The 23,491-nt window shown below is 74.9% G+C and carries 21 protein-coding genes and 1 riboswitch; of the genes, 11 read left to right on the forward strand and 10 right to left on the reverse strand.

The window, feature by feature from the left end; all coding sequences use genetic code 11:
- Positions 1 to 115: 115 nt before the first annotated feature.
- From asnB to ACI78U_RS20435, 3 genes are read right to left on the reverse strand one after another with little or no spacing between them, the layout of a single operon-like run.
- Positions 116 to 2,050 carry an asparagine synthase (glutamine-hydrolyzing) gene (gene asnB, locus ACI78U_RS20425; protein WP_456877224.1) on the reverse strand — a complete coding sequence of 645 codons (1,935 nt, stop codon included), beginning with the start codon at positions 2,048 to 2,050 and terminating at the stop codon, positions 116 to 118.
- A 48-nt stretch (positions 2,051 to 2,098) separates the two neighbouring features.
- Positions 2,099 to 2,473, reverse strand: a complete 375-nt coding sequence (locus tag ACI78U_RS20430) for a DUF3817 domain-containing protein (protein WP_456877225.1) — start codon at positions 2,471 to 2,473, stop codon at positions 2,099 to 2,101.
- A complete protein-coding gene (locus tag ACI78U_RS20435) occupies positions 2,463 to 2,828 on the reverse strand; it encodes a metalloprotease (RefSeq protein ID WP_456877226.1) in 366 nt (121 codons plus the stop codon). Before ACI78U_RS20435 ends, ACI78U_RS20430 begins: the two co-directional genes overlap by 11 nt.
- 265 nt (positions 2,829 to 3,093) lie before the next feature.
- Between ACI78U_RS20435 and ctaC the strand changes: the two genes are divergently transcribed.
- Together ctaC and ACI78U_RS20445 are read left to right on the forward strand one after the other, a co-directional pair.
- Complete coding sequence (gene ctaC, locus ACI78U_RS20440) at positions 3,094 to 3,966, forward strand: aa3-type cytochrome oxidase subunit II (protein ID WP_456877227.1); 873 nt, start codon at positions 3,094 to 3,096, stop codon at positions 3,964 to 3,966.
- A 51-nt stretch (positions 3,967 to 4,017) separates the two neighbouring features.
- A complete protein-coding gene (locus ACI78U_RS20445) occupies positions 4,018 to 4,422 on the forward strand; it encodes a cytochrome c oxidase subunit 4 (RefSeq protein WP_456877228.1) in 405 nt (134 codons plus the stop codon).
- Between the two features lie 521 nt (positions 4,423 to 4,943).
- On the opposite strand, the gene qcrB is transcribed toward ACI78U_RS20445, so the two are convergent.
- From qcrB to ctaE, 4 genes are read right to left on the reverse strand one after another with little or no spacing between them, the layout of a single operon-like run.
- Positions 4,944 to 6,662, reverse strand: a complete 1,719-nt coding sequence (qcrB, locus tag ACI78U_RS20450) for a cytochrome bc1 complex cytochrome b subunit (RefSeq protein WP_456877229.1) — start codon at positions 6,660 to 6,662, stop codon at positions 4,944 to 4,946.
- Positions 6,662 to 7,774 carry a cytochrome bc1 complex Rieske iron-sulfur subunit gene (gene qcrA / locus ACI78U_RS20455; protein WP_456877230.1) on the reverse strand — a complete coding sequence of 371 codons (1,113 nt, stop codon included), beginning with the start codon at positions 7,772 to 7,774 and terminating at the stop codon, positions 6,662 to 6,664. The genes qcrB and qcrA overlap by 1 nt, the downstream gene beginning before the upstream one ends.
- Positions 7,771 to 8,649 carry a cytochrome bc1 complex diheme cytochrome c subunit gene (gene qcrC / locus ACI78U_RS20460; protein WP_456877231.1) on the reverse strand — a complete coding sequence of 293 codons (879 nt, stop codon included), beginning with the start codon at positions 8,647 to 8,649 and terminating at the stop codon, positions 7,771 to 7,773. Before qcrC ends, qcrA begins: the two co-directional genes overlap by 4 nt.
- A 7-nt stretch (positions 8,650 to 8,656) precedes the next feature.
- Positions 8,657 to 9,271 (reverse strand): aa3-type cytochrome oxidase subunit III, encoded by a 615-nt coding sequence (gene ctaE, locus ACI78U_RS20465; RefSeq protein WP_281252194.1) that lies wholly within the window; start codon positions 9,269 to 9,271, stop codon positions 8,657 to 8,659.
- A gap of 142 nt (positions 9,272 to 9,413) precedes the next feature.
- On the opposite strand from ctaE, the gene ACI78U_RS20470 reads away from it, so the two are divergent.
- Positions 9,414 to 9,839 carry a hypothetical protein gene (locus ACI78U_RS20470; RefSeq protein ID WP_456877232.1) on the forward strand — a complete coding sequence of 142 codons (426 nt, stop codon included), beginning with the start codon at positions 9,414 to 9,416 and terminating at the stop codon, positions 9,837 to 9,839.
- Entirely contained in the window at positions 9,836 to 10,894 is a 1,059-nt protein-coding gene (gene trpD, locus ACI78U_RS20475; RefSeq protein WP_456877233.1) for an anthranilate phosphoribosyltransferase, read from the forward strand. Before ACI78U_RS20470 ends, trpD begins: the two co-directional genes overlap by 4 nt.
- An 85-nt stretch (positions 10,895 to 10,979) precedes the next feature.
- Here trpD and ACI78U_RS20480 read toward each other — a convergent pair whose 3' ends face one another.
- Positions 10,980 to 11,267: an Lrp/AsnC family transcriptional regulator gene (locus tag ACI78U_RS20480; RefSeq protein WP_456877234.1), complete on the reverse strand. Its 288-nt coding sequence runs from the start codon at positions 11,265 to 11,267 to the stop codon at positions 10,980 to 10,982.
- 87 nt (positions 11,268 to 11,354) lie between these two features.
- Positions 11,355 to 13,160: a DEDD exonuclease domain-containing protein gene (locus ACI78U_RS20485; protein WP_456877235.1), complete on the reverse strand. Its 1,806-nt coding sequence runs from the start codon at positions 13,158 to 13,160 to the stop codon at positions 11,355 to 11,357.
- Positions 13,161 to 13,445: 285 nt separating this feature from the next.
- Between ACI78U_RS20485 and ACI78U_RS20490 the strand changes: the two genes are divergently transcribed.
- From ACI78U_RS20490 to ACI78U_RS20510, 5 genes are all read left to right on the forward strand, one after another.
- A complete protein-coding gene (locus ACI78U_RS20490) occupies positions 13,446 to 15,182 on the forward strand; it encodes an NlpC/P60 family protein (RefSeq protein WP_456877236.1) in 1,737 nt (578 codons plus the stop codon).
- Positions 15,183 to 15,293: 111 nt separating this feature from the next.
- The gene (locus tag ACI78U_RS20495) at positions 15,294 to 15,608 is read left to right on the forward strand and encodes a hypothetical protein (protein ID WP_456877237.1); all 315 of its coding nucleotides are present in this window, start codon (positions 15,294 to 15,296) and stop codon (positions 15,606 to 15,608) included.
- A 159-nt stretch (positions 15,609 to 15,767) separates the two neighbouring features.
- Positions 15,768 to 15,946: riboswitch (cyclic di-AMP (ydaO/yuaA leader) on the forward strand.
- A 16-nt stretch (positions 15,947 to 15,962) separates the two neighbouring features.
- Positions 15,963 to 17,210 (forward strand): C40 family peptidase, encoded by a 1,248-nt coding sequence (locus tag ACI78U_RS20500; RefSeq protein ID WP_456877238.1) that lies wholly within the window; start codon positions 15,963 to 15,965, stop codon positions 17,208 to 17,210.
- A 193-nt stretch (positions 17,211 to 17,403) separates the two neighbouring features.
- A complete protein-coding gene (locus tag ACI78U_RS20505) occupies positions 17,404 to 18,675 on the forward strand; it encodes a M48 family metallopeptidase (RefSeq protein WP_456877239.1) in 1,272 nt (423 codons plus the stop codon).
- Entirely contained in the window at positions 18,672 to 19,796 is a 1,125-nt protein-coding gene (locus ACI78U_RS20510; protein WP_456877240.1) for a glycosyltransferase family 4 protein, read from the forward strand. The genes ACI78U_RS20505 and ACI78U_RS20510 overlap by 4 nt, the downstream gene beginning before the upstream one ends.
- 70 nt (positions 19,797 to 19,866) lie before the next feature.
- Here ACI78U_RS20510 and ACI78U_RS20515 read toward each other — a convergent pair whose 3' ends face one another.
- Positions 19,867 to 21,600: an AMP-dependent synthetase/ligase gene (locus ACI78U_RS20515; protein ID WP_456877253.1), complete on the reverse strand. Its 1,734-nt coding sequence runs from the start codon at positions 21,598 to 21,600 to the stop codon at positions 19,867 to 19,869.
- Between the two features lie 215 nt (positions 21,601 to 21,815).
- On the opposite strand from ACI78U_RS20515, the gene ACI78U_RS20520 reads away from it, so the two are divergent.
- A complete protein-coding gene (locus ACI78U_RS20520; RefSeq protein ID WP_456877241.1) occupies positions 21,816 to 22,247 on the forward strand; it encodes an SRPBCC family protein in 432 nt (143 codons plus the stop codon).
- A 7-nt stretch (positions 22,248 to 22,254) separates the two neighbouring features.
- Positions 22,255 to 23,487, forward strand: coding sequence for an ion transporter (locus ACI78U_RS20525; RefSeq protein ID WP_456877242.1), 1,233 nt, complete (start codon positions 22,255 to 22,257; stop codon positions 23,485 to 23,487).
- Positions 23,488 to 23,491 lie beyond the last annotated feature (4 nt).

Consider the following 23,491-nt stretch of genomic DNA (forward strand, 5'->3'; position numbering starts at 1 on the left):
CCCCCCCCCCCCCCCCCCCCCCCCCCCCCCCCCGCGCCCCGCGCGGCCCCCCCCCCCCCCCCCCCCCCCCCCCCCCCCCCCCCCCCCCCCCCCCCCCCCCCCCCCGTTCTGCTTCCTAGAGCTTGACCGGGTAGACGGTCTCGGGGACGTCGACGACGATCCGGTCCTCGACGAAGATCCCGTGCCACACCATGAAGACCAGCACCGACCAGAGCTGACGCGCGATCCGCTTGCTCGGCACCTCCTCGGCGCGCAGCCGGTCGAGCAGGCCGAGGACGACGTCGCGGTCGAGCCACTGCTGGGTCTGGCTCGAGACCACGACGTCGCGGGCCCACTCGTGCAGCGGGCCGGCGAGGAACTCCGCGGTCGGGACGGGAAAGCCGAGCTTGCGCCGGTTCATGATCCGCGGCGGGACGATCTGTCGCATCGCCTGGCGCAGCGCGTACTTGGTGGCGTCCCCTCGGCGCGGCACCCGCTGCTCGACCGGCAGGGAGCTCGCGATCGCGAACACCTCGGGGTCGAGGAAGGGCACCCGCAGCTCGAGCGAGTTGGCCATGGTCATCTTGTCGGCCTTGACCAGGATGTCGCCGCGCAGCCAGGTGAACAGGTCGACGTACTGCATCGCCGTCACGTCGTCGTAGCCGGCCTCGCGGGTGCGCCGGTACAGGTCCTCGGTGACCGCGACGTGCGACAGGTCGGGGTCGCGGCCGGGCAGCAGCGCGGCCAGTTCGTCGTCGCGCATGTTGCGGGCGTTGCCGTAGTACCGCTGCTCCAGCGGGGTCGACGCCCGGCGGAGCAGGTCCTGCCCGCGGACGCCCTCGGGCAGCAGGTCGGCGATCCGGGCCATCGCCCGGCGGCCGGCCGCCGGCAGCCCCGACGCCCAGGCCAGGCTGATCGGCTCGCGGTAGATCGTGTAGCCGCCGAACAGCTCGTCGGCGCCCTCCCCGGAGAGCACCACCTTGACGTGCTTGCGGGCCTCGCGGGCGACGAAGTACAGCGGCACGAGCGCGGGGTCGGCGACCGGGTCGTCGAGGTACCAGACCACCTCGGGGATGGCCGCCGCGAACTCCTCGGCGGTGACCTCCACCGGCACGTGTTTGACGCCGAGGATCGACGCGGACTCCGCGGCGATCTCGATCTCCGACTGCGCCTGCCGGCGGAAGCCGACGGTGAAGGTCATCAGGTCGGGGTTGTAGCGGTGTGCCAGCGCGGCGATCGCAGTGGAGTCGATGCCGCTGGACAGGAACGAGCCGACGGTGACGTCGGCGCGCATGTGCTTGGCCACCGACTCGTCGAGCACGGCGGCGATGCGGTCGTAGAGCTCCTGCTCCCGGCCGGCGGGCACCGGCTGCGGCTTCCAGGCCGGGTGGAAGTAGCGGCTGGTGGACAGCTCGCCGTCGACGACGGTGAAGCTGGTGCCGCTCTCGATCCGCCGGATGCCGCGGTGCAGGGTCGCGGGCTCGGGCACGTACTGCAGGGTCAGGTAGTGCTGCAGCGACGCCGGGTCGACGCCGCCCGCGGCCGCACTGCCGCCCAGCAGCTGCAGCAGCGCCTTCTTCTCCGAGCTGAAGACCAGGCCGCCGTCGGCGAGGCGAGCGGTGAACAGCGGCTTGATGCCGAACGGGTCGCGGGCGCCGAACGCGGTGCGGGTGTGGGTGTCCCAGATGACGAAGGAGAACATCCCGCGCAGCCGCCGGACGACGTCCTGGCCCCACAGGTGGTAGCCCGCCACGATCGTCTCGGTGTCGCCGTGCGTGGCCAGCGGGGCGCCGGCCGCCTGCAGTTCCTCGCGCAGCTCGACGTAGTTGTAGATCTCGCCGTTGAACAGGATCCGGTAGCGGTCACCGGCGTAGGGCAGCGGCTGCGGGCTGCCCTCGACGTCGATGATCGACAGCCGGTTGAAGCCCAGGACGACGTTCTCGTCGGACCACACGGCGGTGTCGTCGGGGCCGCGGTGGTGCAGGCAGTGCAGCGCCTCGCGGACGTCGTCGACGTGGGTCCCGGAGACCCGGGGGGCGTCGGTGGACAGGTAGGCCAGCAGGCCGCACATGGGCGCAGGTCTCCCGGGAGATCGTGTCCGGCGGGTGCCGGGACGGGGTCAGAGGCGCTCGCCGGCGCGGGTCTTGCGGGTGGCGATGCGCTCGGCGACGAAGGACAGGATCGGGACGGTGCCGGCGACCAGCACCAGGACGGTGCCGCGGAGGGTCCACCGGGCGCGCAGTGCCAGGTCGCAGGCGGTCAGGAAGAAGATGGCATAGAGCCAGCCGTGGGCGGTGCCGATCACCGCGACCGGCCCGTCGAGGCCCGCGCCGTACTTGAGCGGGACCGCCACGAGGAACAGCACGGCGAGCAGCACGCCGACGATCCAGGCCATCACCCGGTACCGCGTCAGGGCGGCGGGGACGTCCTTGCCTACCCGGCGGGCCAGGGCCCGGGGGAGCCGGGGCGACGGCGCCGTGCGCTCAGCGGCCACCGGGACCCCGTTGACCCAGCGCGCGCTCGTTGAGCTCGGCCAGGTAGGCGTTGTAGGCGGCCAGCTCCGGGTCGCCGCTGGTGTCGATCCGCGGCCGCTGGTACAGGACGACGGCGCTGCCCGGCTCGTCCTCATCGGGGTCGCGGCGCAGCTCCTCGCGCACCATGCGCACGTAGAACCACAGGCCCATGAAGCCGTACAGCGGCCACTGCAGCGCGTAGCTCCAGTTGACCGCACCGCCGCCGTTCTCGGCCTTGCCCAGCTGCCAGAAGCCGAGGAAGAAGGTGGCCACGAACAGCGCGGCGACCAGCAGGTGCAGCAGCACCCACCTCGGGGTCAGCAGCCGCGTCCACACGCTCCCGACTCTAACCGCCCGGACGGGCCCTCCGGCGGCCCGACCGGGACCTGGACGGCCCGGCGGGAGTGGGTCTGGTCACCGCCGTCCCGGCCGCCCCGGGCGACCCGCCGGTCTCCGGTCTCCGGTCACCGGCCGCCTCGCGCGGTCGGCTAGTCTCGGCTCAGACTGACGTCAGGCGCGAAGGCCGTGGTGGGGCGCCCACCCGAGGTCGCGCCGGCAGAGCCGTCCGGCACGCGGGCGGAGGACGAGGAGGCAGCGGGCAGTGGCTCGACGCAGCAGGCTCGCGCGGGTCGCCGCGCTCGGTCTCCTGGGGGTGCTCACCCTCACCGGGTGCAGCCTCAACAACGAGTTCTGGCGGTTCGGTTTCCCCGAGGGCGTCACGGAGGAAGCCACCCAGATCCGCGAGCTGTGGACAGGGTCGGTGATCGCCGCGCTCATCGTCGGCTTCCTGGTGTGGGGACTGATCATCTGGTCGGTGATCTTCCACCGGAAGCGGAGCGACGAGCTGCCGCGGCAGACGGCCTACAACCTGCCGCTGGAGATCGTGTACTCGATCGTCCCGTTCGTCATCATCGCGGTCCTGTTCTTCTTCACCGTCTCGGTGCAGAACGACGTCCAGGAGCGCAGCGACGACCCGGACACGACGATCGCCGTCAACGCCTTCAAGTGGAACTGGCAGTTCGTCTACCCCGAGACCACCGGTGACGACGGTGAGCCGGTGAACACCGTCGGCTCCACCGACGAGATCCCGATCCTGGTCATGCCGGTCGACCAGGACGTCCGCTTCGAGGTGGCCTCCGCCGACGTCATCCACTCGTTCTGGGTGCCGGAGTTCCTCTTCAAGCTCGACGTGATCCCGGGCAACGAGAACGGTCGCGACAACGTCTTCGAGGTGCGCGCCAACGAGGAGGGCTCCTACGTCGGCCGCTGCGCCGAGCTGTGCGGGACCTACCACGCCTACATGAACTTCGAGGTCCGCGTGGTCAGCGCCGAGGACTACGAGGCCTACCTGGCCGCCCGGGAGGACGGCCAGACCACCCGCGAGGCCCTGGAGAGCATCGGCCAGGACGGCGAGGCCACCACGACCCGCCCGTTCCGCGTGGGCGACGGGTACTACCAGCAGGCGGTCGACTGACGTGACCGGCGGCAACGACCACCGCACCGACGCTGCGCAGGGAGGACGACCGTGAAGGTCGAGGCGCTCATCTTCAACCTCATCGCGGTCTTCTGCATCGTCACGGCGGCCGTGTACGGCTTCTGGGCGCGCGAGCCGATCGGCACGACCGCGCTGATCCTGTCCGGCGGTCTCACCGGCCTGATCGGGGGGTTCTTCTGGTTCATCTCCCGGCGCATCGACGCCCGGCCCGAGGACCGGAAGGACGCCGACATCGCCGAGGGCGCCGGTGAGCTGGGCTTCTTCAGCCCGGCCAGCTACTGGCCCTTCGCCATCGCGTGCAGTGCCGCGGTCACGGGCCTGGCCATGGCGTTCTGGTACTACTGGCTGATGGCGATCGGCGTGGTCGCCCTGCTGATCACCATCGGCGGCCTGCTGTTCGAGTACTACGTGGGGCAGAACGCGCAGTCCAGCTGACGTCACGCCTCCCGAGGGCCCTCTCCCGCACCGCGGGGGAGGGCCCTCGTGCGTGTCCGGGAGTCGTCCCGCGCTCCGCGGTGCCGGATGCAGCGACCCTGACCGCTGCCACCGTGACCGGGGCGGACGGCGCAGGCTGCCTCTGCCGGCGTTGTCCGGCCATGGCGGGTCCTGTAGCGCAGGCAACGGGCCGAGAACGCCGGCAGAGGTGGGTGAGGCCGGAGACGGGCTCGCGTTCACCCTCGGCTGCCGTGCTCAGCGGCACGCGGGGGCCGGCGTCCGATGGGTGCCGTGTACCCGGAGCCCCGTGTTCGACCGCCCTCACGGACGCTGAGGCCCGGAGGCGGGAGCCCGCGACCTCGTGTCCCGCACGTGCCGACGACCGCCGGCCACGCGTCCGCTGGCGGAGGGGCCCATCGCGGCCGGCCACCACGGCACCGCTGGTGTGGCGACGCCCGGGCGGGAACGCAACAGGGCCCCGGTGGAGTTCCACCGGGGCCCTGTGTGTGCTGGGGGCCTCGCTAGTCGCGCGGCTCCTGCGGCCGGCCACCCTCGGAGGGACGACCACCCTCCGACGGACGACCGCCCTCGGACGGGCGGCCACCTTCGGTGGGACGGCCGCTGGTGGTCAGCTCGCGGTGCGGGTCGGCCGAGGCCAGGCCCCGCTCCTCGCCGCGCTGCTCGAGCTCGACCGCCGTGGGCTCCTCGATGGGGGAGAAGAACCCGCGGATCGCCCGGCGGGCGCCACCGACCTGGTTCATCTTCTTCGGCACCGGGGCGCCACCGTAGGCGAGCTGGCCGTGGCCGTGCTCGTCGACCGGGCCGAGCGGCTGGTGCACCTCGATGAACTCACCGTGCGGCAGCCGGCGGATGACACCGGTCTCGATGCCGTGCTCGAGCACCTCGCGGTCGTGCTGCTGGAGACCCAGGCAGATCCGGTAGGTGATCACGTAGGCGATCGGCGGCAGGATGATCAGGCCGATGCGGCCGATCCACGTCATCGCGTTGAGGCTGATGTCGAACTTGTCGGCGATGACGTCGTTGGCGCCCGAGAGCAGCAGCACCACGTAGAAGGCGATCGCCATCATGCCGAGCGAGGTCCGCACGGGGACGTCGCGCGGGCGCTGCAGCAGGTGGTGCGACGCGGTGTCGCCGGTCAGCTTCCGCTCGAGCACGGGGTAGGCCAGCAGGAGCGTGAAGATGATGCCGGGGAGCACCACCGTCGGCCAGAACAGCGCCGGGATGTTGTAGTTGCCCGGCAGGTAGATGTCCCACGCCGGGAACAGACGCGTCGACCCGTCGAGGAACATGACGTACCAGTCGGGTTGCGACGCGGCCGACACCTGCGCGGGGTTGTACGGGCCCCACAGCCACACCGGGTTGATCTGCACCAGGCCACCGAGCGCGGCGCAGACGCCGAAGACGACGAGCAGCAGCCCGGTGGCCTTCCCGGCGAAGGTCGGGAAGAGGCGGTTGCCGACGACGTTGTGCTCCGTGCGGCCGGGGCCGGGGAACTGGGTGTGCTTCTGCTTGACCAGGATCAGCAGGTGCAGCGCGATCAGCGCCAGGATGATCGCCGGGATGAGGAGCACGTGGGCGATGTAGAGCCGCCCGACGATCAGGTCGCCGACGTAGTCACCGCCGAAGACCGCCCAGTGGGCCCAGGTGCCGATGACCGGGATCGACAGGATGATCGCCGACATGATCCGCAGGCCGGTGCCCGAGAGCAGGTCGTCGGGCATCGAGTAGCCGGCGAAGCCCTCGAAGATGCCGAGGATCAGCAGCGCGACACCGATGAGCCAGTTGGTCTCACGCGGCCGGCGGAAGGCGCCGGTGAAGAAGATCCGCAGCATGTGGCAGACGATCGCCGCCATGAACAGCAGCGCGGCCCAGTGGTGGATCTGCCGCATGAGCAGGCCACCGCGGACGTCGAAGGAGATGTCGAGCGTCGAGGCGTAGGCGATCGACATCTCGACCCCGCGCAGCGGCGCGTACGAGCCGTCGTAGGTGACCTCGGTCATCGAGGCCTGGAAGAAGAACGTCAGGTACGTGCCGGTGAGCAGCAGGATGATGAACGAGTAGAGCGCGATCTCCCCGAGCAGGAACGACCAGTGGTCGGGGAAGACCTTGTTCAGCGTCCGGCGGAGCGGACCGGCCACGATGAGCCGGTCGTCGACCTCGAGAGCGGCCCGGCCCGCGAGCGTCTTGGGCGCTCCGGGGGCGGTGGCGGTGCGAGCCATCAGATGCGCTCCCGGTTCCAGTAAGTGGGACCCACGGCCTCAATGTAGTCGCTGCGCGCGACGAAGAAGCCCTCGTCGTCGACCGTGATCGGCAGCTGCGGCAGGGAGCGCGTGGCGGGCCCGAACACGGGCTTCGCGCCCTGCGTGACGTCGAACTGCGACTGGTGGCAGGGGCAGAGGATGCGGCTGGTCTCCTGCTCGTACAGCGACACCGGGCAGCCGGCGTGCGTGCAGATCTTGGAGTAGGCGACGTAGTCGCCGTAGCCGAAGTCCTCCTGCCCCGCCCGCGGCACCGCCTCCGCCTGCTGCGAGGGGCGCAGCCGGATGAGCATGGTGGCCGCGTCGGAGAGCCGGTTGCCGCCGGGGACGGCCGGGAACACGGTCTCCAGCGAGCCGGGCACCTGGTCGCCGGGGCGGATCGGGGTGCCGTCGTCGCGGACCAGCCGGACGCCCTCGGCCCACTCGGTGGTGCCCAGCGGGTTGCCGCGGTTGGGGTTCTTGATCAGCCCGCCGAGCGGCGCCAGGAGCATCAGCCCCAGGCCACCGCCCATGAACACCAGCGAGCGGGTGATCAGCTTGCGCCGCGCCAGGCCGGAGTTGTGCAGGCCGCCGACCAGCGTGGCCCCGGTGGTCACCCGGTCGAAGTGCGACCCGTCGTGCTTGTCCTGCACCGCGGTCTCGTGCGGCAGCAGCTTCTTCGTGTAGAGCACCAGGCCGACGCCGAAGAAGGTGAACGCCAGGCCCATCAGTAGGCCCAGCAGCGGGGTGTAGAGCGTGCTGAAGGTGGTGCCGCCCAGCTCCCACTGCCAGTCGGGCAGGAACCAGCCGGCGCCGGCGTAGACGACGCAGAAGCCGAAGGCGGACAGGCCGGCCAGGGCGAAGGTGAGCCCGACCTGGCGGACCGCGCGCTTCTCCACCGCCGAGCCGGGCGCGGGGCCGGGCTCGACGTGCAGGACCTCGACGCCGTCGTAGCGCGCCCCGAGCCGGTCGAGCTCCTCGCGGGGGAGCGCGGCGAGCTGCTCGGGGGTCCAGTCGTCGTCCGGGCCGCCGTGGAGCGGGCCGGGGGTGTCCGCGCCGCCGGTGCTACCGGGGCGGGTGTCGTGCGTGGTCACGCCTTGCTCCCCATCCAGAAGATCCCGAACAGCAGCACCGAGATGCCGACGACCCAGATGACGACGCCCTCGCTGACCGGCCCGATGCGGCCGATGCCGGCGCCGCCCGGGTCGGGCATGTCGGTGATCGTCTGGATGTAGTTGATGATCGCGCGCTTGTCCTCGGAGGTGAGCTGGTTGTCCCCGAAGACCGGCATGTTCTCCGGACCGGACAGCATCGCCGTGTAGATCTCGAGGTCGTTGGAGTCCTCGAGGCTGGGGGCGTACTTGCCCGAGGAGAGTGCGCCGCCCTCGCCGACGAAGTTGTGGCAGGACGCGCAGTTGAGCCGGAACAGCTCGCCGCCGGCGGCCAGGTCGCCGTCGCGCAGGTCGCCGGAGGGCAGCGTGGGACCGCCGCCGTTGGCCTGGACGTAGGCCATGAGCTGGTCGATCTCCTCGTCGGAGAAGATCGCCGGCTTGTCGGGGGCCTGCGCGTCCTGGCGCACCAGCGGCATGCGGCCGGTGTGGACCTGGAAGTAGACGGCCGCCTCGCCGACGCCGATCAGCGACGGGCCGCGGTTGGGCACGCCCTCGAGGTTCTCGCCGTGGCAGCTGATGCAGCTGCGCTCGTACAGCTCGCGGCCGGCGGCCTCGGCGCTGGACTCGCTGCCCTCGGGCGCGGCGGAGGCGCCGGGGGCGAGGGTGGAGTACAGGGCGCCGGTGAGCACCAGGCCGGCCATCAGGGTGGCGACGTTGGCCAGCCGGCGCTTCTGCTTGGAGCGGCGGCGGGCGCGGGCCGCGGCGGCCGGGCTGCCCTCGGCCGGACGGCGCGACCAGCGGGACCGGCGCGCGCCCTCCCCGGGCTGGGTGTCGGACTGCGGGTTCGTGGTGGACACCGGTTCCCTAGCGGATCAGGTAGATCGTGGCGAAGAGCCCGACCCACACGACGTCGACGAAGTGCCAGTAGTAGGAGACCACGATGGCCGAGGTCGCCTGTGCCGGCGTGAACCGGCCCATGGTGGACCGGATGAGCACGTACACGAACGCGACCAGGCCGCCGATGACGTGCAGCGCGTGGAAGCCGGTCGTCAGGTAGAAGACCGAGCCGTAGGTCGAGCTCGAGATCGACGTCCCGTGCTCGGTCACCAGCACCCGGTACTCGTTGAACTGGGCCAGGACGAAGACCAGGCCCATGACGAAGGTGATCGTGAACCACCGGCGCAGGCCGTAGACGTTGCCGCTCTCCGCCGCGAAGACGCCGATCTGGCAGGTGACCGAGGAGGCCACCAGGATCAGCGTGAAGAACAGCGCGTACGGGAGGTTCAGCTCGGTCGGTTCCGGAGGCCAGCCCTCGGTCGCGCGGGCGCGCGCGGTGAAGTACATGGCGAACAGCCCGGCGAAGAACATCAGCTCGCTGGAGAGCCAGATGATCGTGCCGACGCTGACCATGTTCGGTCGGGTCAGGGAGTGCACCCGCGAGGTGTCGAAGGTGCTGCTCGCCACGGGGGCCGTTGTCACGACGCCCATCATGGCATCGCCCGGCGACACGCACCGACCGTGGGTGGCACGGCGTGCCTGCGCCGTGACCAGGCCGAGACCGTCCCCCGGACGGGCGTCGCGCCGCCCGGGTCGGCGGGGCGCGGGCACTAGGCTGACGGGCGTGATCGACGCGCCGGCCACCGTCCTCGTCTACAGCTCCCGGCCCGAGGTCCGCGAGGCCGTCCGGACCGCCGTCGGCCGGCGCCCGGCACCCGACGTCGGACCGCTGACCTGGATCGAGTGCGCGACCGGCGAGGACGTCGTCGCCACCGTCGACGGCGGCGGCGTGGACCTCGTCCTGCTCGACGGGGAGGCGCAGCCGACCGGCGGGCTGTCGCTGTCGCGGCAGCTGGTCGTCGAGGTCGCCGACCGCCCGGCGATCTGCGTCCTCATCGCCCGCCAGCCCGACCGCTGGCTGGCCCACTGGTCCCAGGCCGACGCCACGCTGGCCCTGCCGGTCGACCCGCTCACCGCCCCGCAGGTCGTGGCCGGGCTGCTGCGCGAGCACGCCGCCCGCGGACCGCAGCGCCGTCCCGCCCGCCGGTGACCGTGCGCCCCGCCGCCGGACCCACGTGGCCCGGCCTGCTGACGCGCCTGCTCGCGGGCACCGACCTCACCGCCGACGACACGGCGTGGGCGATGCGCGAGGTCATGAGCGGCGAGGCGACGCCCGCGCAGATCGCCGGGTTCGCGGTGGCGCTGCGGGCCAAGGGCGAGGCGCCGGCCGAGGTGGCGGGGCTGGCCACGACCATGCTCGAACGGGCCACGCCCGTCGACCTGCCGCTGGCGACCGTCGACGTCGTGGGCACCGGCGGCGACGGCGCGCACACCGTCAACATCTCCACGATGGCCGCCGTCGTCACCGCGGCCGCCGGGGTGCCGGTGGCCAAGCACGGCAACCGGGCCGCCTCGTCGTCGTCCGGTGCCGCCGACGTGCTCGAGGCGCTGGGCGTGGTCATCGACCTGTCCGCCGAGGCGGTGGCCCGCTGCGTGCGGGAGGCGGGGATCGGCTTCTTCTTCGCGCCGGTCTTCCACCCCGGCTACCGGCACACCGCGGCGCCGCGGCGCGAGATGGGCATCGGCACGGTGTTCAACTTCCTCGGCCCGCTGACCAACCCCGCCCGGCCGGTGGCCGCGGCGATCGGCTGCGCCGACGTCCGGATGGCGCCGGTGCTGGCCGCGGTGGTGGCCGGCCGCGGCGGCCGGGCGCTGGTCTTCCGCGGCGACGACGGCCTCGACGAGCTGACCACCGCGACGACGTCGCGGGTGTGGGTGGCGCGCGACGGCGCGGTGACCGCCGGTGCGGTCGACCCGGCCGAGCTGGGCATCGCCCCCGCCGGTCCCGACGCGCTGCGCGGCGGGGACCCGGGACACAACGCCGAGGTCTTCCGGCGGGTGCTCGACGGTGAGACGGGCCCGGTGCGCGACGCCGTCCTGCTCAACGCCGCCGCGGCACTGACCGCCTTCGACGAGCGCGGCGGCGAGCTGACCGCCGCGCTCGCGGGTGGTGTGGAGCGGGCCGCGGCCGCGGTCGACGACGGTCGCGCCGCCGCGCTGCTCGAGCGCTGGATCGCGGTCAGCCGCGAGGCTGCCGGGGGGTGAGCTCCCGTCGCGAGGTGCTGCAACGGCCGCCCTCCCGGGGCCCGTGCCGAGCGGAGCGAGGCGTGGGGAGGAGGGTGCTCCTTCCTCAGGCGCCGCCCTCGAGGCCCACGGAGAACGCCGCCTCCAGGTCGTGCCGCGAGTAGGCGCGGAACGCGATGTGGGTCTCGGTCTCGAGGACCCCCGGCACCTTGTTGATGCGCCCGGCGATGACCTCGGCGACCTGGTCGAACTCGCGGACCCGCACGATCGCGACGAGGTCGACCTCCCCGGCGGTCGAGTACACCTCGCTGACGCCGTCGAGGTCGGCGATCGCGGCCGCGACCTCGGGGATCGCGTCGGTGGCGGCGTCGACCATCACGATGGCGGTGATCACGCCGGGGATGCTAGTTGAAGGACCCTCCTGCCCCCCACGCCTCGCTCCGCTCGGCGCGGGTCCCTGCAGGAGGGCCGTTCCGGCACGTCATCCCGGGCCGCCGGGGGCCGACGCGACTGCGACGACGCGCTCGGGGCGGGCCCGGGTGCCCAGCTGCCGGCCGTCGGCGAACGGGTCGCGCACCGCCCGGCCGGCCTCCACCCGTGCGAGGAAGCCGCTGAAGCCCCCGGTGCCCGGCGCCGCGCAGGCCAGGGTGCCGTCGACCTCGACCAGCCGGGTGCCCGGCTTCTCCATCCAGCGCAGCACCAGCTCCGTCTCGTCGACCGAGGCCGCGAGCTCACCATGGGCGCCCGGCACCGTCTCCGCGGTGGCCCGCAGGCCGGCCAGCGCGTCGCGCACCGAGGTCCCGCGCGGGGCGCAGCCGGCCGACACCAGCCGGCCGCGGCGCACCACCGTCAGGTACCAGCCGCCGTCGCCGTCGGGCCGGGCGAGCACGAACTCCGCGACGGCGGCCAGCGTCTCCAGCCGTTGGCGCCGGCGGACGGCGCGCACCAGGACCGCGATCCGGTCGCGCAGCACGGCGGCGTCCTCGTAGCGCTCCTCGGCGGCGAGCCGGTCGACGCGGTCGAGCAGCGGCTCCACCAGGGCGCGCGGGTCGCCGGCCACCGCGCCGCGCAGCACGTCGGCGACGAGCGCGTACTCCTCGACCGACTGGGCGCCGGTGCACGGGGCGCCGCAGCGGCCCATGCCGGACAGCGCGCAGGCCGTGGTGTGCACGCGGGGGGAGAGGCGGGCGGTGCACTGCCGCAGCGGCAGCGACTCGTGGATGGCCGCCATCGCCATGTCCGCGGCCCGGCGGTCGGCGAAGGGCCCGAGGAAGACGCCGGCCCCGGGGCGCACCCGGCGGACCGCCGACAGCCGCGGGAAGGGCTCCTCGGTCAGCCGCAGCCACAGCGCCCGCTCGGGGAAGCGCGAGCGCCGGTTGTAGCGCGGTTTGTGCTCGGCGATCAGCCGCAGCTCGCGGACGGCGGCCTCGAGGTCGTGCGCGCACGGCACGGCGTCGACCCGCTGGGCCAGCGCGACCATCTCGGTCATCCGGCTGCGCTGCTCGCCGGAGGTGAAGTAGCTGCGCACCCGGGTGCGCAGGTCGTTGCTGGTGCCGACGTAGAGCGGCTCGTCGCGCGGGCCGCGGAAGACGTAGACGCCGGGGCCGGAGGGGACCGAGTCGGCGAGGTGGCGCTTGCGGCGCCGTTCCGGGTCGACCTGGCGGGTCAGGCCGGTGAGCTCCTCCAGCGACGTGACGCCGAGCGGGCCGAGCCGCTCGAACAGCCCGTGCAGCACGTCGACGGTGGCCCGGGCGTCGTCGAGCGCGCGGTGGCACGGGGTGGTCGCGGCGGAGAAGTACGGCGCGAGGGTGGCCAGCTTGCAGTTGGGCACCTCGTCGCGGGAGAGCAGCCGGCGGGCGAGGACGGCGGTGTCGACCGAGACGGCCGCGGGCCACGCCGTGCCGGTCTGCTGGCAGGCGGCCTTGAGGAAGCCCAGGTCGAAGGGGGCGTTGTGCGCCACCAGCACGGCGCCGCGGGCGAACTCGAGGAAGGCCGGCAGCACCGCCTCGATGCGCGGGGCGGTGGCCACCATCGCCGTCGTGATGCCGGTGAGGACGCTGATGTAGGGCGGCACCTCGCAGCCGGGGTCGACCAGCGTCTGGAACTCCCCGAGCACCTCGCCGCCGCGCACCTTGACCGCGCCGATCTCGGTGATCGCGCTGTCCTTCGGCGACCCGCCGGTGGTCTCCAGGTCGACGACGACGAACGTGACGCCGGCCAGCGGGGTCCCGAGCTCGTCGATGGTCGTCTGGACGGCGGGGACCGGCTCGTGGGGGGCCGGCCGCACGAGGGGGAGCGGGCGGTCGCCGTGGGCGGGTGCGTGTGCGTGTCGCGGCGACCGGGACCCGGCGCCGTCGGCGGGGAAGAGCACGGCGGGACGGTAGGCCGGGGGTCGGACAGTCCCGGGGAGGCGGGTCCGCCGGCGCCCGTCGTCGACGACGCGCCGCCGCGACGCGCCAGGCGCGGGGACCCGGACGGAGGAGCGGCGCGCGGAGCGCTTGCGGGACGACGGCGGCGCGGACGACGATCCCCCGGCGGACCGCACGGTCCGGTGGTCACGGGGGGTGGTCCGGTGCGCCTGGACCCCGCGTCGCGCCCGCGGCGTCGCGCGGCGTTCCTGGTCACGGCCGCGGCGGTGCTGGTGGCGCTGGTGCCGGCCGGACCCGCCGCCGCCGCGCCCAGCGACCAGCCCGGCGGCACCAGCGGGGTCCTCGACAGCGAGGCCCTCGACCGGCTGCAGGAGCGGGCCGCCGAGGTCCAGGCCGACCTGCAGCAGCGTCAGGCCGAGGTCGCGGCCGCGCAGCAGGCGCTGGCCGCCGCGCAGGCCGACGTCGACGCCGCCTCCGCCGGGCTGGCCGAGGCGGAGGCGGAGCTCGCGCGCCTGCAGGACGTCGTCGCGCGCTACGCCTCGGCGGCCTACCGGGACGGCGGCACGCTGTCCCCGCTGAGCGTCCTGCTCTCCGGCGGGGACCCCGGGGACGCCGCCGCCGCGATCGGCTACCTGGACGCCGTCGACGACCACACCGGCGCGGTCGTGACCGCGGCCGAGGAGCAGCGCCGGGCCGCGCTGGCCGAGCAGGCCGCCGCGGACGCGGCGCTGGCCGAGGCGCAGCAGCGGGCCGACCTGCTGGCGGCCCAGGTCGCCGACCTGGAGGCCGCCGCGGCGGCGGTCACCGACGAGCTCGACGCCGCGCTGAGCGACGTCGACCGGCAGCTGGCCGACCTCCAGCAGGAGCAGCTCGACGTCAACCGGCAGACGGCGGCCAACTGGCGCGCCCACCTCGACCAGCTCGCGGCGGCCGGTGTCGTGTCCCCGCCGGCCTCGGCCCTGGCCGACCCCGCGGCCGGCCTGCCGGCCGGGCTGGTCCCGGTCGGGGACGCCGTGGGGGGCGCCCAGCGGGGCGCCGCCCAGTTCCCGCGCGAGCCGACGTCGCTGCTGGTGCTGCCCGCCGAGACGGTGGCCGCCGTCAGCGAGGCGATGGACACGCTGGGGCAGCCCTACGCGCCGGGGACGGCCGGCCCGGACTCCTGGGACTGCGGTTCGCTGGTCTCCACGGTCTACGGCGCCGCGGGCGTCGACCTGCCCGCCGACCAGGCCGGGCTGTACGCCGTCACGGTGCCGGTCGACCCGGCCGACGTGCTGCCCGGCGACCTGGTGTTCCTCGGGACGCCCGAGTCGGGGCTCGGCCACGTCGGCATCGCGCTGGACCGGGAGACGATGCTGGCCGCCGACGGGCGGGCCGGCGCGGTCGTCGTCCGCCGGCTGCCCGCCGACCAGGTGCTGCACGTGGGCCGGCCGGCCCTGGGCACCCGCCCCGAGGTGGCCGCGCCGGGGTCCTCGGGCGGTGCGCTGCGGGTGGAGTGCGGCAACACCGTGTACCCGCCCAGCTTCGACGGGACCCGCGCCTGGGGCGGGTACCCCAACGGCCTCATCCCGCCCAGCGCGCTGTGCCCCCTCGGCGTGGGCGGGCACGCGCTGCGCTGCGACGCCGCCGCGGCCTACCGGGCGATGAGCGCGGCGTTCGAGGCGGAGTTCGGCCGGCCGGTCTGCATCACCGACTCCTACCGCACCTACGCCGGCCAGGTCCGGCTCTACGGCGAGAAACCGTCCCTGGCCGCGGTCCCGGGGACGAGCAACCACGGCTGGGGGCTGGCGGTCGACCTGTGCGGCGGCATCGAGACCTTCGGCACCCCGCAGTACGCCTGGATGGTGGCCAACGCCGGCCGCTTCGGCTGGCTGCACCCCACCTGGGCGGACCCGGGCAACGGCCGCGAGGAGCCCTGGCACTGGGAGTTCGCGGGCAGCTGAGCCGGGACTGTCGGTGGCCGTCCCTAGCGTGCGGAGCAACCGACAGGGAGACCCGTCCCGACCGCGGCCCGGCACCCGGGCGGCCCGGGGCACCGGAGGGGGGACACGGCCATGCTCATCGACTGCGACACCTGCACCGTGCGCGGCACCGGCTGCGCCGACTGCGTCGTCACCGTCCTGCTGGGTGCGCCGCCGGCGGAGAGGGGCACCGGGCCCGTGCTGCTGCCGGTGCCGCCGGTCCCGGCCGCGCGGGCGACCGGGCCGGCCGCCGGGGACGCGGTCCCCCCGCCGCCGGGCGTGGTGGTGGAGTTCGACGACGTCGAGCGGCGCGCCGTGCGGGCGCTGGCGGAGGTCGGCCTGGTGCCTCCGCTGCGTCACCGCCCGGCGGGCGGGGAGCGTCCCGGCGGACGGCGCCGCACCGGCTGAGGCGCAGGTCGACGACCGAACGGGTACACACCGGAGTGGCGCTACTGCTCACTGTGCGTGTTCTCACAGTCAGCAGGGGTCCCGTTTGTCACAACCTCATCACGTCCGTACTGTGACCGCGTCCGGCCGGGTGGTCGTCACCTGACGCGAGGTGACCTCGGCCGGTCACCGCCGAGTCACCGGACGCCGCCTGCGGGTGCGCGCGAGGTGAGCCGGGGACCCACCGCAGCACTGGGGTGAGTTCTCGCGTGCACCGGCCCGCCGGCGCACGCCTGATAGGGCACGTCTTCCCAGCCCGAACCCGTCAGCTAACTCGGTAGGCGGTTGCTGAGGAAGAACGGAGAGCCGCCGCCCGTGGCGACCCCCCGCCCCTGCCCGGGGCATGCCTGCGCACAGTCCACCTCCTCCGCACCCGCGACCGCCCGCGTCGCCGGCCCGCACCGCCGCTCACCGCGCCGGCTCCTCGGCCGGGTCGCGCTGGTCGGCACCGCCGCCGCCCTGACCGTGGCCCTCGTGCCCGGCACCGCGGTCGCCGACCCCGAGCGGGCCACCACCCCCGAGCAGGCCGCCGAGCTCGCCGCCGACGCCGGCCGCCGGCTCGAGGCGGTCAGCGAGCAGGTCAACGAGGCCCGCGAGGTCCTCTCCCGCCAGCAGGCCGCCGCCGAGGCCGCCGAGCGGGCCCTCGGCGACGCCCGCTCCCGGCTGCAGGACCTCGACGGGCAGATCCGTCAGGTCGCCCGCAGCGCCTGGACCAGCAGCAACGACACCTTCGCCCAGCTGGACCTGCTGATGACCAGCGACTCGGCCGACGAGTTCGTCAGCTCGCTGGCCACCCTCGACCACATCTCCGGCCACACCACCGACGTGCTCGCGCAGGTCGGCGAGGCCGCCACCGCGGCGGAGGAGGCGCAGCGCGAGGCCGACGCCGCCCGGGCCGACGCGGAGGCCACGCTCGAGGAGCTCGACGCCCAGGAGGAGCGGCTCGAGGCCGACATCGCCGACTACGAGGCCCAGTTCGAGGCGCTGACCGAGGCCGCGCGGCAGCAGGCGCTCGCCGCCGAGGCCGAGGCCGCCGCCGACGCCGCGGCCGAGGCGGCGGCCGCAGCGGCTGCTCCCGCGGCGGCCGCCCCGGCGGCTGCGGCTCCCGCGGCGGCCGCCCCGGCGGCTGCGGCTCCCGCGGCGGCGGCTCCGGCCGCGGCGGCTCCGGCGGCGGCCGCCCCGGCTCCGGCGGCCCCCGCGGGTGGGGGCAGCGGCGCCGCGCAGGTGGCGGTGCAGACGGCGCTGGCGCAGGTGGGCGACCCCTACGTGTGGGGCGCCGGCGGGCCGAACGCCTTCGACTGCTCGGGCCTGACCCAGTACGCCTACGCGGCGGCCGGGATCAGCCTGCCGCACTCCAGCCGGATGCAGTCGCAGATGGGCACCGCCGTCTCGCGGTCGGAGCTGCAGCCGGGCGACCTGATCTTCTACTACAGCCCGGTCAGCCACGTCTCCATGTACATCGGCAACGGCCAGATGGTGCACGCCTCGACCTCCGGCGTGCCGGTCAAGGTGGTGTCCGTCGACTCGATGAGCGGCATCACCGCCATGCGCCGCATCGCCTGACGGAAGGACCCCTCCGCCCCCGCCGCTCGGACGCTCGCGGCGGGCCCCTGGGGGGTGGCCGTTCCAGCACGTCGCCAGGGCCGGTGACCCGCACGGGTCACCGGCCCTCGTCGTGCCCGGTGCCGGGTCCGGGGACCGCGGCGGCCGGGCGGGCCGGTCCGCCTAGGATCGGCCGCGTGAGCTGGGCGGGCGGGTGAACCGGACCGCCTCCCGCGCCGCCCTGCTGGTCGCGCTCGTGCTCGGTGCGGCGTTCGTGGTCGTCGTCGCCGCCCGGACGCCCTGGACGGTGCTGCCCACCCCGCCCGGCGGCGCGACGCCGCTGAGCGCCGACGCCGGGCTGCCCGCCGAGGTGGTGCGCCGGGCCGAGGCCTTCGCCGCCGCGGTCCGCCCCGCCTCGCTGGCGGGCCTGCTGCTCGGCCTCGCCGTCTCGGCACTGCTCGGCCTCACCCGCCTGGGCAGCCGGCTGGTCACCGCCGCCGGCCGTCCCGTGGGTGGGCGCTGGCCGCTCACGGTGCTCCTCGGCACGGTCGCGCTGGTGGTCGCCGGCCGGCTGGTCACGCTGCCGCTGTCGGCCTACGGCGAGGTCGTGCGGCACCGCTACGGCCTGTCGACCCGGTCCTGGGGGCTGTGGCTGCGCGACGTGGCGGTCTCCACCGCCATCGACGCCGGCCTGACCGCGCTCACCCTGCTCGCCCTGGTGTGGCTGGCCCGCCGGGCGCCGCGCACCTGGTGGGCGTGGGCCGCGGTCGGCGCGGCGGGCCTGGTGGTGGCCGGCTCGTTCCTCTACCCGGTGGTCATCGAGCCGGCGTTCAACCGCTTCGAGCCGCTGCCGGCCGGACAGCTGCGCACCGACCTGCTCCAGCTCGCCGAGGAGAGCGGCAACCCGGTCGAGGACGTCCTGGTCGCCGACGCCTCGCGCCGGACGACGCGGCTGAACGCCTACGTGTCCGGGTTCGGGTCCACCCGCCGCGTCGTCGTCTACGACACCCTGCTCGCCGACGTCCCCGACGACGAGATCGAGTCGATCGTCGCCCACGAGCTCGGGCACGTCGCCGCCGACGACGTCCTGACCGGCACGCTGCTGGGCGCCCTCGGCGCGGCCGCGGCGGTGGCACTGCTGGGGTGGCTGCTGTCCCGGCCGGCGCTGCTGCGCCGCGCGGGCGCGGACTCCGCGGGTGACCCGCGCGTGGTCCCGCTGGTGCTGCTGCTGACGGCCGTGGGCTCGCTGGTCGCCACGCCGGTGCAGAACCTGGTGTCGCGCCAGGTGGAGGCGCGCGCGGACCTGTACGCCCTCGACCTCACCGGCGACGCGCAGGCGTTCGCCGCGGTGCAGCGGCGGCTGTCGGAGAACAACGTCTCCGACCCGAGCCCGCCGGTGCCGTGGCAGTGGTTCTTCGGCTCGCACCCGACCCCGGCCGAGCGGGTGGCGATGGCCCAGGACTGGCTGCGGCTGGGCGACCGGTGAGCCGCACGCTCGTCGTCACCAACGACTTCCCGCCGCGGCAGGGCGGCATCCAGACCTTCGTGGCAGCCCTGCTCGAGCGCCGCCCGCCCGACTCGCTGGTCGTGCTGGCGTCCCGGTCCCCGGGCTGGGAGGCGTACGACGCGCAGCTGCCCTACCCCGTGGTCCGCCGGCCGACCGCGATGCTGCTGCCGACCCCCGCCACCGCGCGCGCCGCTGCCGGCCTGGCCGCCGAGCACGGCTGCGACACCGCCTTCTTCGGCGCGGCGGCACCGCTGGGCCTGCTCGCGCCCGGCCTGCGGGCGGCCGGCGTGCGGCACCTGGTGGGAGCCACGCACGGGCACGAGACGGGCTGGGTGGCGCTGCCCGGCGCCCGGCAGGTGATGCAGCGGATCGCCGCCGGGCTGGACGTGCTGACCTGCATCAGCGGCTACACCCGCAGCCGCCTCGAGCCGGTGCTGGACGGGCGCACGCGGCTCGCGCAGCTCTCGCCCGGCGTCGACGTCGACCGGTTCACCCCGGCCGCCGACGGGACCGCGGTGCGCCGCCGGCACGGGCTGGGGGAGTCCCCGGTGGTCGTGTGCGTGTCCCGGCTGGTCCGCCGCAAGGGCCAGGACGTGCTGGTGGCGGCGTGGCCGCGGGTGCTGGAGCGCCATCCCGGCGCCCGGCTGCTGCTGGTCGGCGGGGGACCCGACGAGGCCCGGCTGCGGCGGGCGGTCGCCGCACGCGGGCTGGGGGCGTCGGTGGTGTCCACCGGCCCGGTGCCGCCCGCGCAGCTGCCGGAGCACTACGCCGCCGGCGACGTGTTCGCCATGCCCTGCCGCACCCGCCGCGGCGGCCTCGACGTGGAGGGGCTGGGCATGGTCTACCTGGAGGCCGCCGCGTGCGGGCTGCCGGTGGTCGCGGGCACCTCCGGCGGGGCACCCGAGACGGTGCGCGAGGGCGAGACCGGCACCGTCGTCGGCGACCCGCGCTCGCCGGAGGCGGTGGCCGCCGCCGTCTCCCGCCTCCTCGACGACCCCGTCCGGGCCCGGGCGATGGGCACGGCGGGGCGGGCGTGGGTGGAGCAGCGCTGGTCCTGGGCGACGATCGCTGCCGACTTCACTCGCCTGCTGGAACCCTGAGGCCCGCGGCGGCCCCCTTGCAGGGGCCCGCCGCGAGCTTGCGAGTGGTGGGGGGCGAGGGGGTCCCTTGTCAGCGCGCGTAGAGCGCCTCGACGTCGGCGTCGAACTCCTTGATGACCACCGAGCGCTTGAGCTTCAGGCTCGGGGTGAGCATCCCGTTGTCCTCGGTGAAGTCGGTGGCGAGCACGCGGTACTTCTTGATCGCCTCGGCCTGGGACACGGCCTTGTTGGCGTCCGCGACCGCGGCGTCGAGCTCGGCCCTGATGTCGGGGTCGTCGACCAGTCGGTCGATCGGGGTGTCGGCCGGCTTGCCCTTGGACTCCAGCCACAGCGGCAGGGCCTCCGCGTCGAGGGTGACCAGCGCGGCGATGAAGGGTCGCTGGTCGCCGACGACGATGCACTGGCTGACCAGCCGGTGCGCGCGCAGCCGGTCCTCGAGGACGGCCGGGGCGACGTTCTTGCCGCCGGCGGTCACCAGGATCTCCTTCTTGCGCCCGGTGATGCGGAGGAACCCGTCGGCGTCGATCTCGCCGATGTCGCCGGTGTGGAACCAGCCCTCGGCGTCGATCGCCTCGGCGGTGGCCTGCTCGTTGCGCCAGTAGCCGCGCATGACCACGCCGCCGCGGATGAGGATCTCGCCGTCGTCGGCGATGCGGAAGGACACGCCCGGCAGCGGGCGGCCCACGGTGCCGATGCGCAGCGCGTCGTCGTGGTTGACCGACGCGGCCGCGGTGGTCTCGGTCAGGCCGTAGCCCTCGTAGACGGTGACGCCGATGCCGCGGAAGAAGTGGCCCAGGCGCTCACCGAGCGGCGCGCCGCCGGAGATGGCGCCCTGGCACCGGCCGCCGAGGGCGGCGCGCAGCTTGCCGTAGACCAGCCGGTCGAACAGCGCGTGCTGGATCCGCAGCCCGAGGCCGGCGCCGCCGGTCTCCTGGGCGCGCGACCAGTCGATCGCGACCTTCGCCGCGCGGTCGAAGATCCTGCCCTTGCCGTCGGCCTCCGCCTTGGCCTTCGCGGAGTTGTAGACCTTCTCGAACACCCGCGGGACGGCGAGGACGAACGAGGGCCGGAAGGCGCCGAGGTCCTCGAGCAGGTTCTTCACGTCGGGCGTGTGACCGGTGACCGTGCGGGTCTTGACCGCGCCGACCTGCAGGACGCGGGCGAGCACGTGCGCGAGCGGGATGAACAGCAGCACCGAGCCGTCCTTGCCCAGGAACCGCTGGAGCAGGGTGATCCCGTTGTCGATCTCGAACAGGAAGTTGCCGTGGGTGAGCTCGCAGCCCTTGGGCCGGCCGGTGGTGCCCGAGGTGTAGATGAGGGTGGCCAGGCTGTCGGCGTTCACCGTCGCGCGGCGGGCGGCGAGCTCGCTGTCGGGGACGCCGGCGCCCGCCGCGGTGAGGGTGGCGACGGCGTCGTCCTCGATGACGTAGAGCGGGCCGAGGTCGGGGGCCTGCTCGCGGACCGAGTCGACGGCGGCGGCGTGCTCGGCCCGCTCGACGATCGCCGCGACCGCGCCGGAGTCGGCCAGGATCCAGGCCACCTGATCGGGGCTGGAGGTCTCGTAGACCGGGACGGTCACCGCCCCCGCGGTCCAGATGGCGAAGTCGAGCAGCGGCCACTCGTAGCGGGTCTTGGCCTGCAGGGCCACCCGGTCGCCGGGCTGCACGCCCGCGGCGACGAGGCCCTTGGCGACGCCGGCGACCTGCTCGCCGAACTCGCGCCAGGTGACGTCCTCCCACCGGCCGTTCCGCTGTACTCGCAGGCCGACGTCGTCGCCGTGCTTCTCGACGTTCTCCGTCAGCATGTCGGTGAGGGCCGCGTCGGGGCTCACCTCGGTCGTCGCCGGGACGCTGTACTCGCGCACGCTCGGTCCTTCCTCCCCGCTCGGCCGGGGGCGCCGGTGCCCGCGGTCCCGCGGCGGGACACGTCCCGCCGAATCTACCGGCTGGACCTACCCGGGAGTAGCCGTGCCCGGGCGGTCCACCCGGCGGGTGGAACCGCAACGGCTAGCCTCAGCCCATGGCCGAGCAGTCCACCCAGTCGATCGTCGTCGCGGCGCCCGCGGCCGACGTCATGGCGGTGATCGCCGACTTCGAGGCCTATCCGCAGTGGGTGAAGGCGGCCCGCACCGTCGAGGTGCTCGAGACCGGGCCCGACGGCCGCGCCCGCCGCGTGCGCTTCGTCATCGACGCCACCGTCCTCACCGACGAGTACGTCCTGGACTACACCTGGGACGCCGACCGGCAGGTCTCCTGGAGCCTCGTCCAGAGCAAGATCATGAAGCGCCAGGACGGCTCCTACACGCTGACCCGGACCGACGGCGGCACCGAGGTCACCTACCGGCTCACCGTCGACATGGCGGTGCCCATGATCGGGATGCTCAAGCGACGTGCGGAGAAGGTCATCCTCGACACCGCGCTCAAGGAGCTCAAGAAGCGCGTCGAGGGCTGAGCCCGTCGTGCGCATCCTGCTCTTCACCGGCCCCGGCGGCACCGGCACCACCACGCTCGCGGCGGCCGCCGCGGTCCGCGCCGCGCGGGCCGGGCGGCGCGTGCGGCTGGTGACCGGCCAGGAGCCGCCGGCCGGGGTCGCCGGCCAGGACGGCGTCGAGGTGGTGCGGGCCGACCCGCGGGCCGGGCTCGAGCGGCTGTGGGCCGACTGGGGCGGGCAGCTCGCGGACGTCGTCCCCGAGCTCGGCCTGCCGCCGGCCACCTCGGTGGGGCCGCTGCCCGGCGCCGGGGAGGTCGCCCTGCTCGCCGCCCTCGGCCGCGCCGGGGAGGACACCGACCTGGTGGTCCTCGACGCCGGCCCGCTGGAGTCGGCGACCGCGCTGGTCGCGCTCCCGGGCGCGCTGCGCTGGTGGCTGGAGCAGGCGCTGCCTCCCCGGCTGCGGATGCTCGGCGCCGTGCGGACCGCCGCCGTCCGCGCCGGCACGCTGCGGCGGGGTGCCGCGGACGTCGCCCTCGCCGCCGTCCCCGTGCTCGAGGACCTGCTCGACCGCCTCCCCCTGGCCGATCCCGCCGCGACCGCCGTGCGGCTGGTCGCGGCGCCGCGGCCGGGCGCCGCCGCCGCGCTGCGCCGGGCCGCGACCGCGCTGGCCGTGCACGGGCAGCGCCCGGTGGGCGTGCTCGCCCGCGTGCTGCCGGACCCGCCGGCGGGCGCCGGCGGCTGGTGGGCCGCCCGGGCGGCCGAGCAGCAGGCGGCGCTGCGCGACCTGGGCGGGGTCGCACCGCTGGAGGTGGTCGCCGAGTCCGCGCAGGCACCCGCCGGCGCCGACGCGCTGGCCGCGCTGCTTCCGGACCTCCCCGACCCCGCGGGCGGGCCGGCGGCCGCGCCGCCCGCCCCCGAGCGGGTCGACGGCGGCTGGCGGCTGGCGCTGCCGCTGCCCTTCGCCGAGCGTGCGGACGTGACGCTGACCCGCTGGGAGGACGACCTGGTTGTCAGCGCCGCCGGGACCCGCCGGTCGCTGCGCCTGGACGCCCTGCTGCGCCGGTGCGTGGTGACCGCGGGCAGCCTCGCCGGGCCCGGGACGGCCGGTGCGCGGCTGGAGGTCGGCTTCACCCCGGACCCGGGGCAGTGGCCGCCCGACCTGCTGGCGTCGGTCGCGGCGGACACGGGCGGGGAGGCGGGCAGGGACGGCGACGGCGACAGCGGCGACACCGGCGGACACACGACGGGGGACGAGGGGTGACGTG

The organism is Geodermatophilus sp. SYSU D00710 (assembly GCF_054050195.1).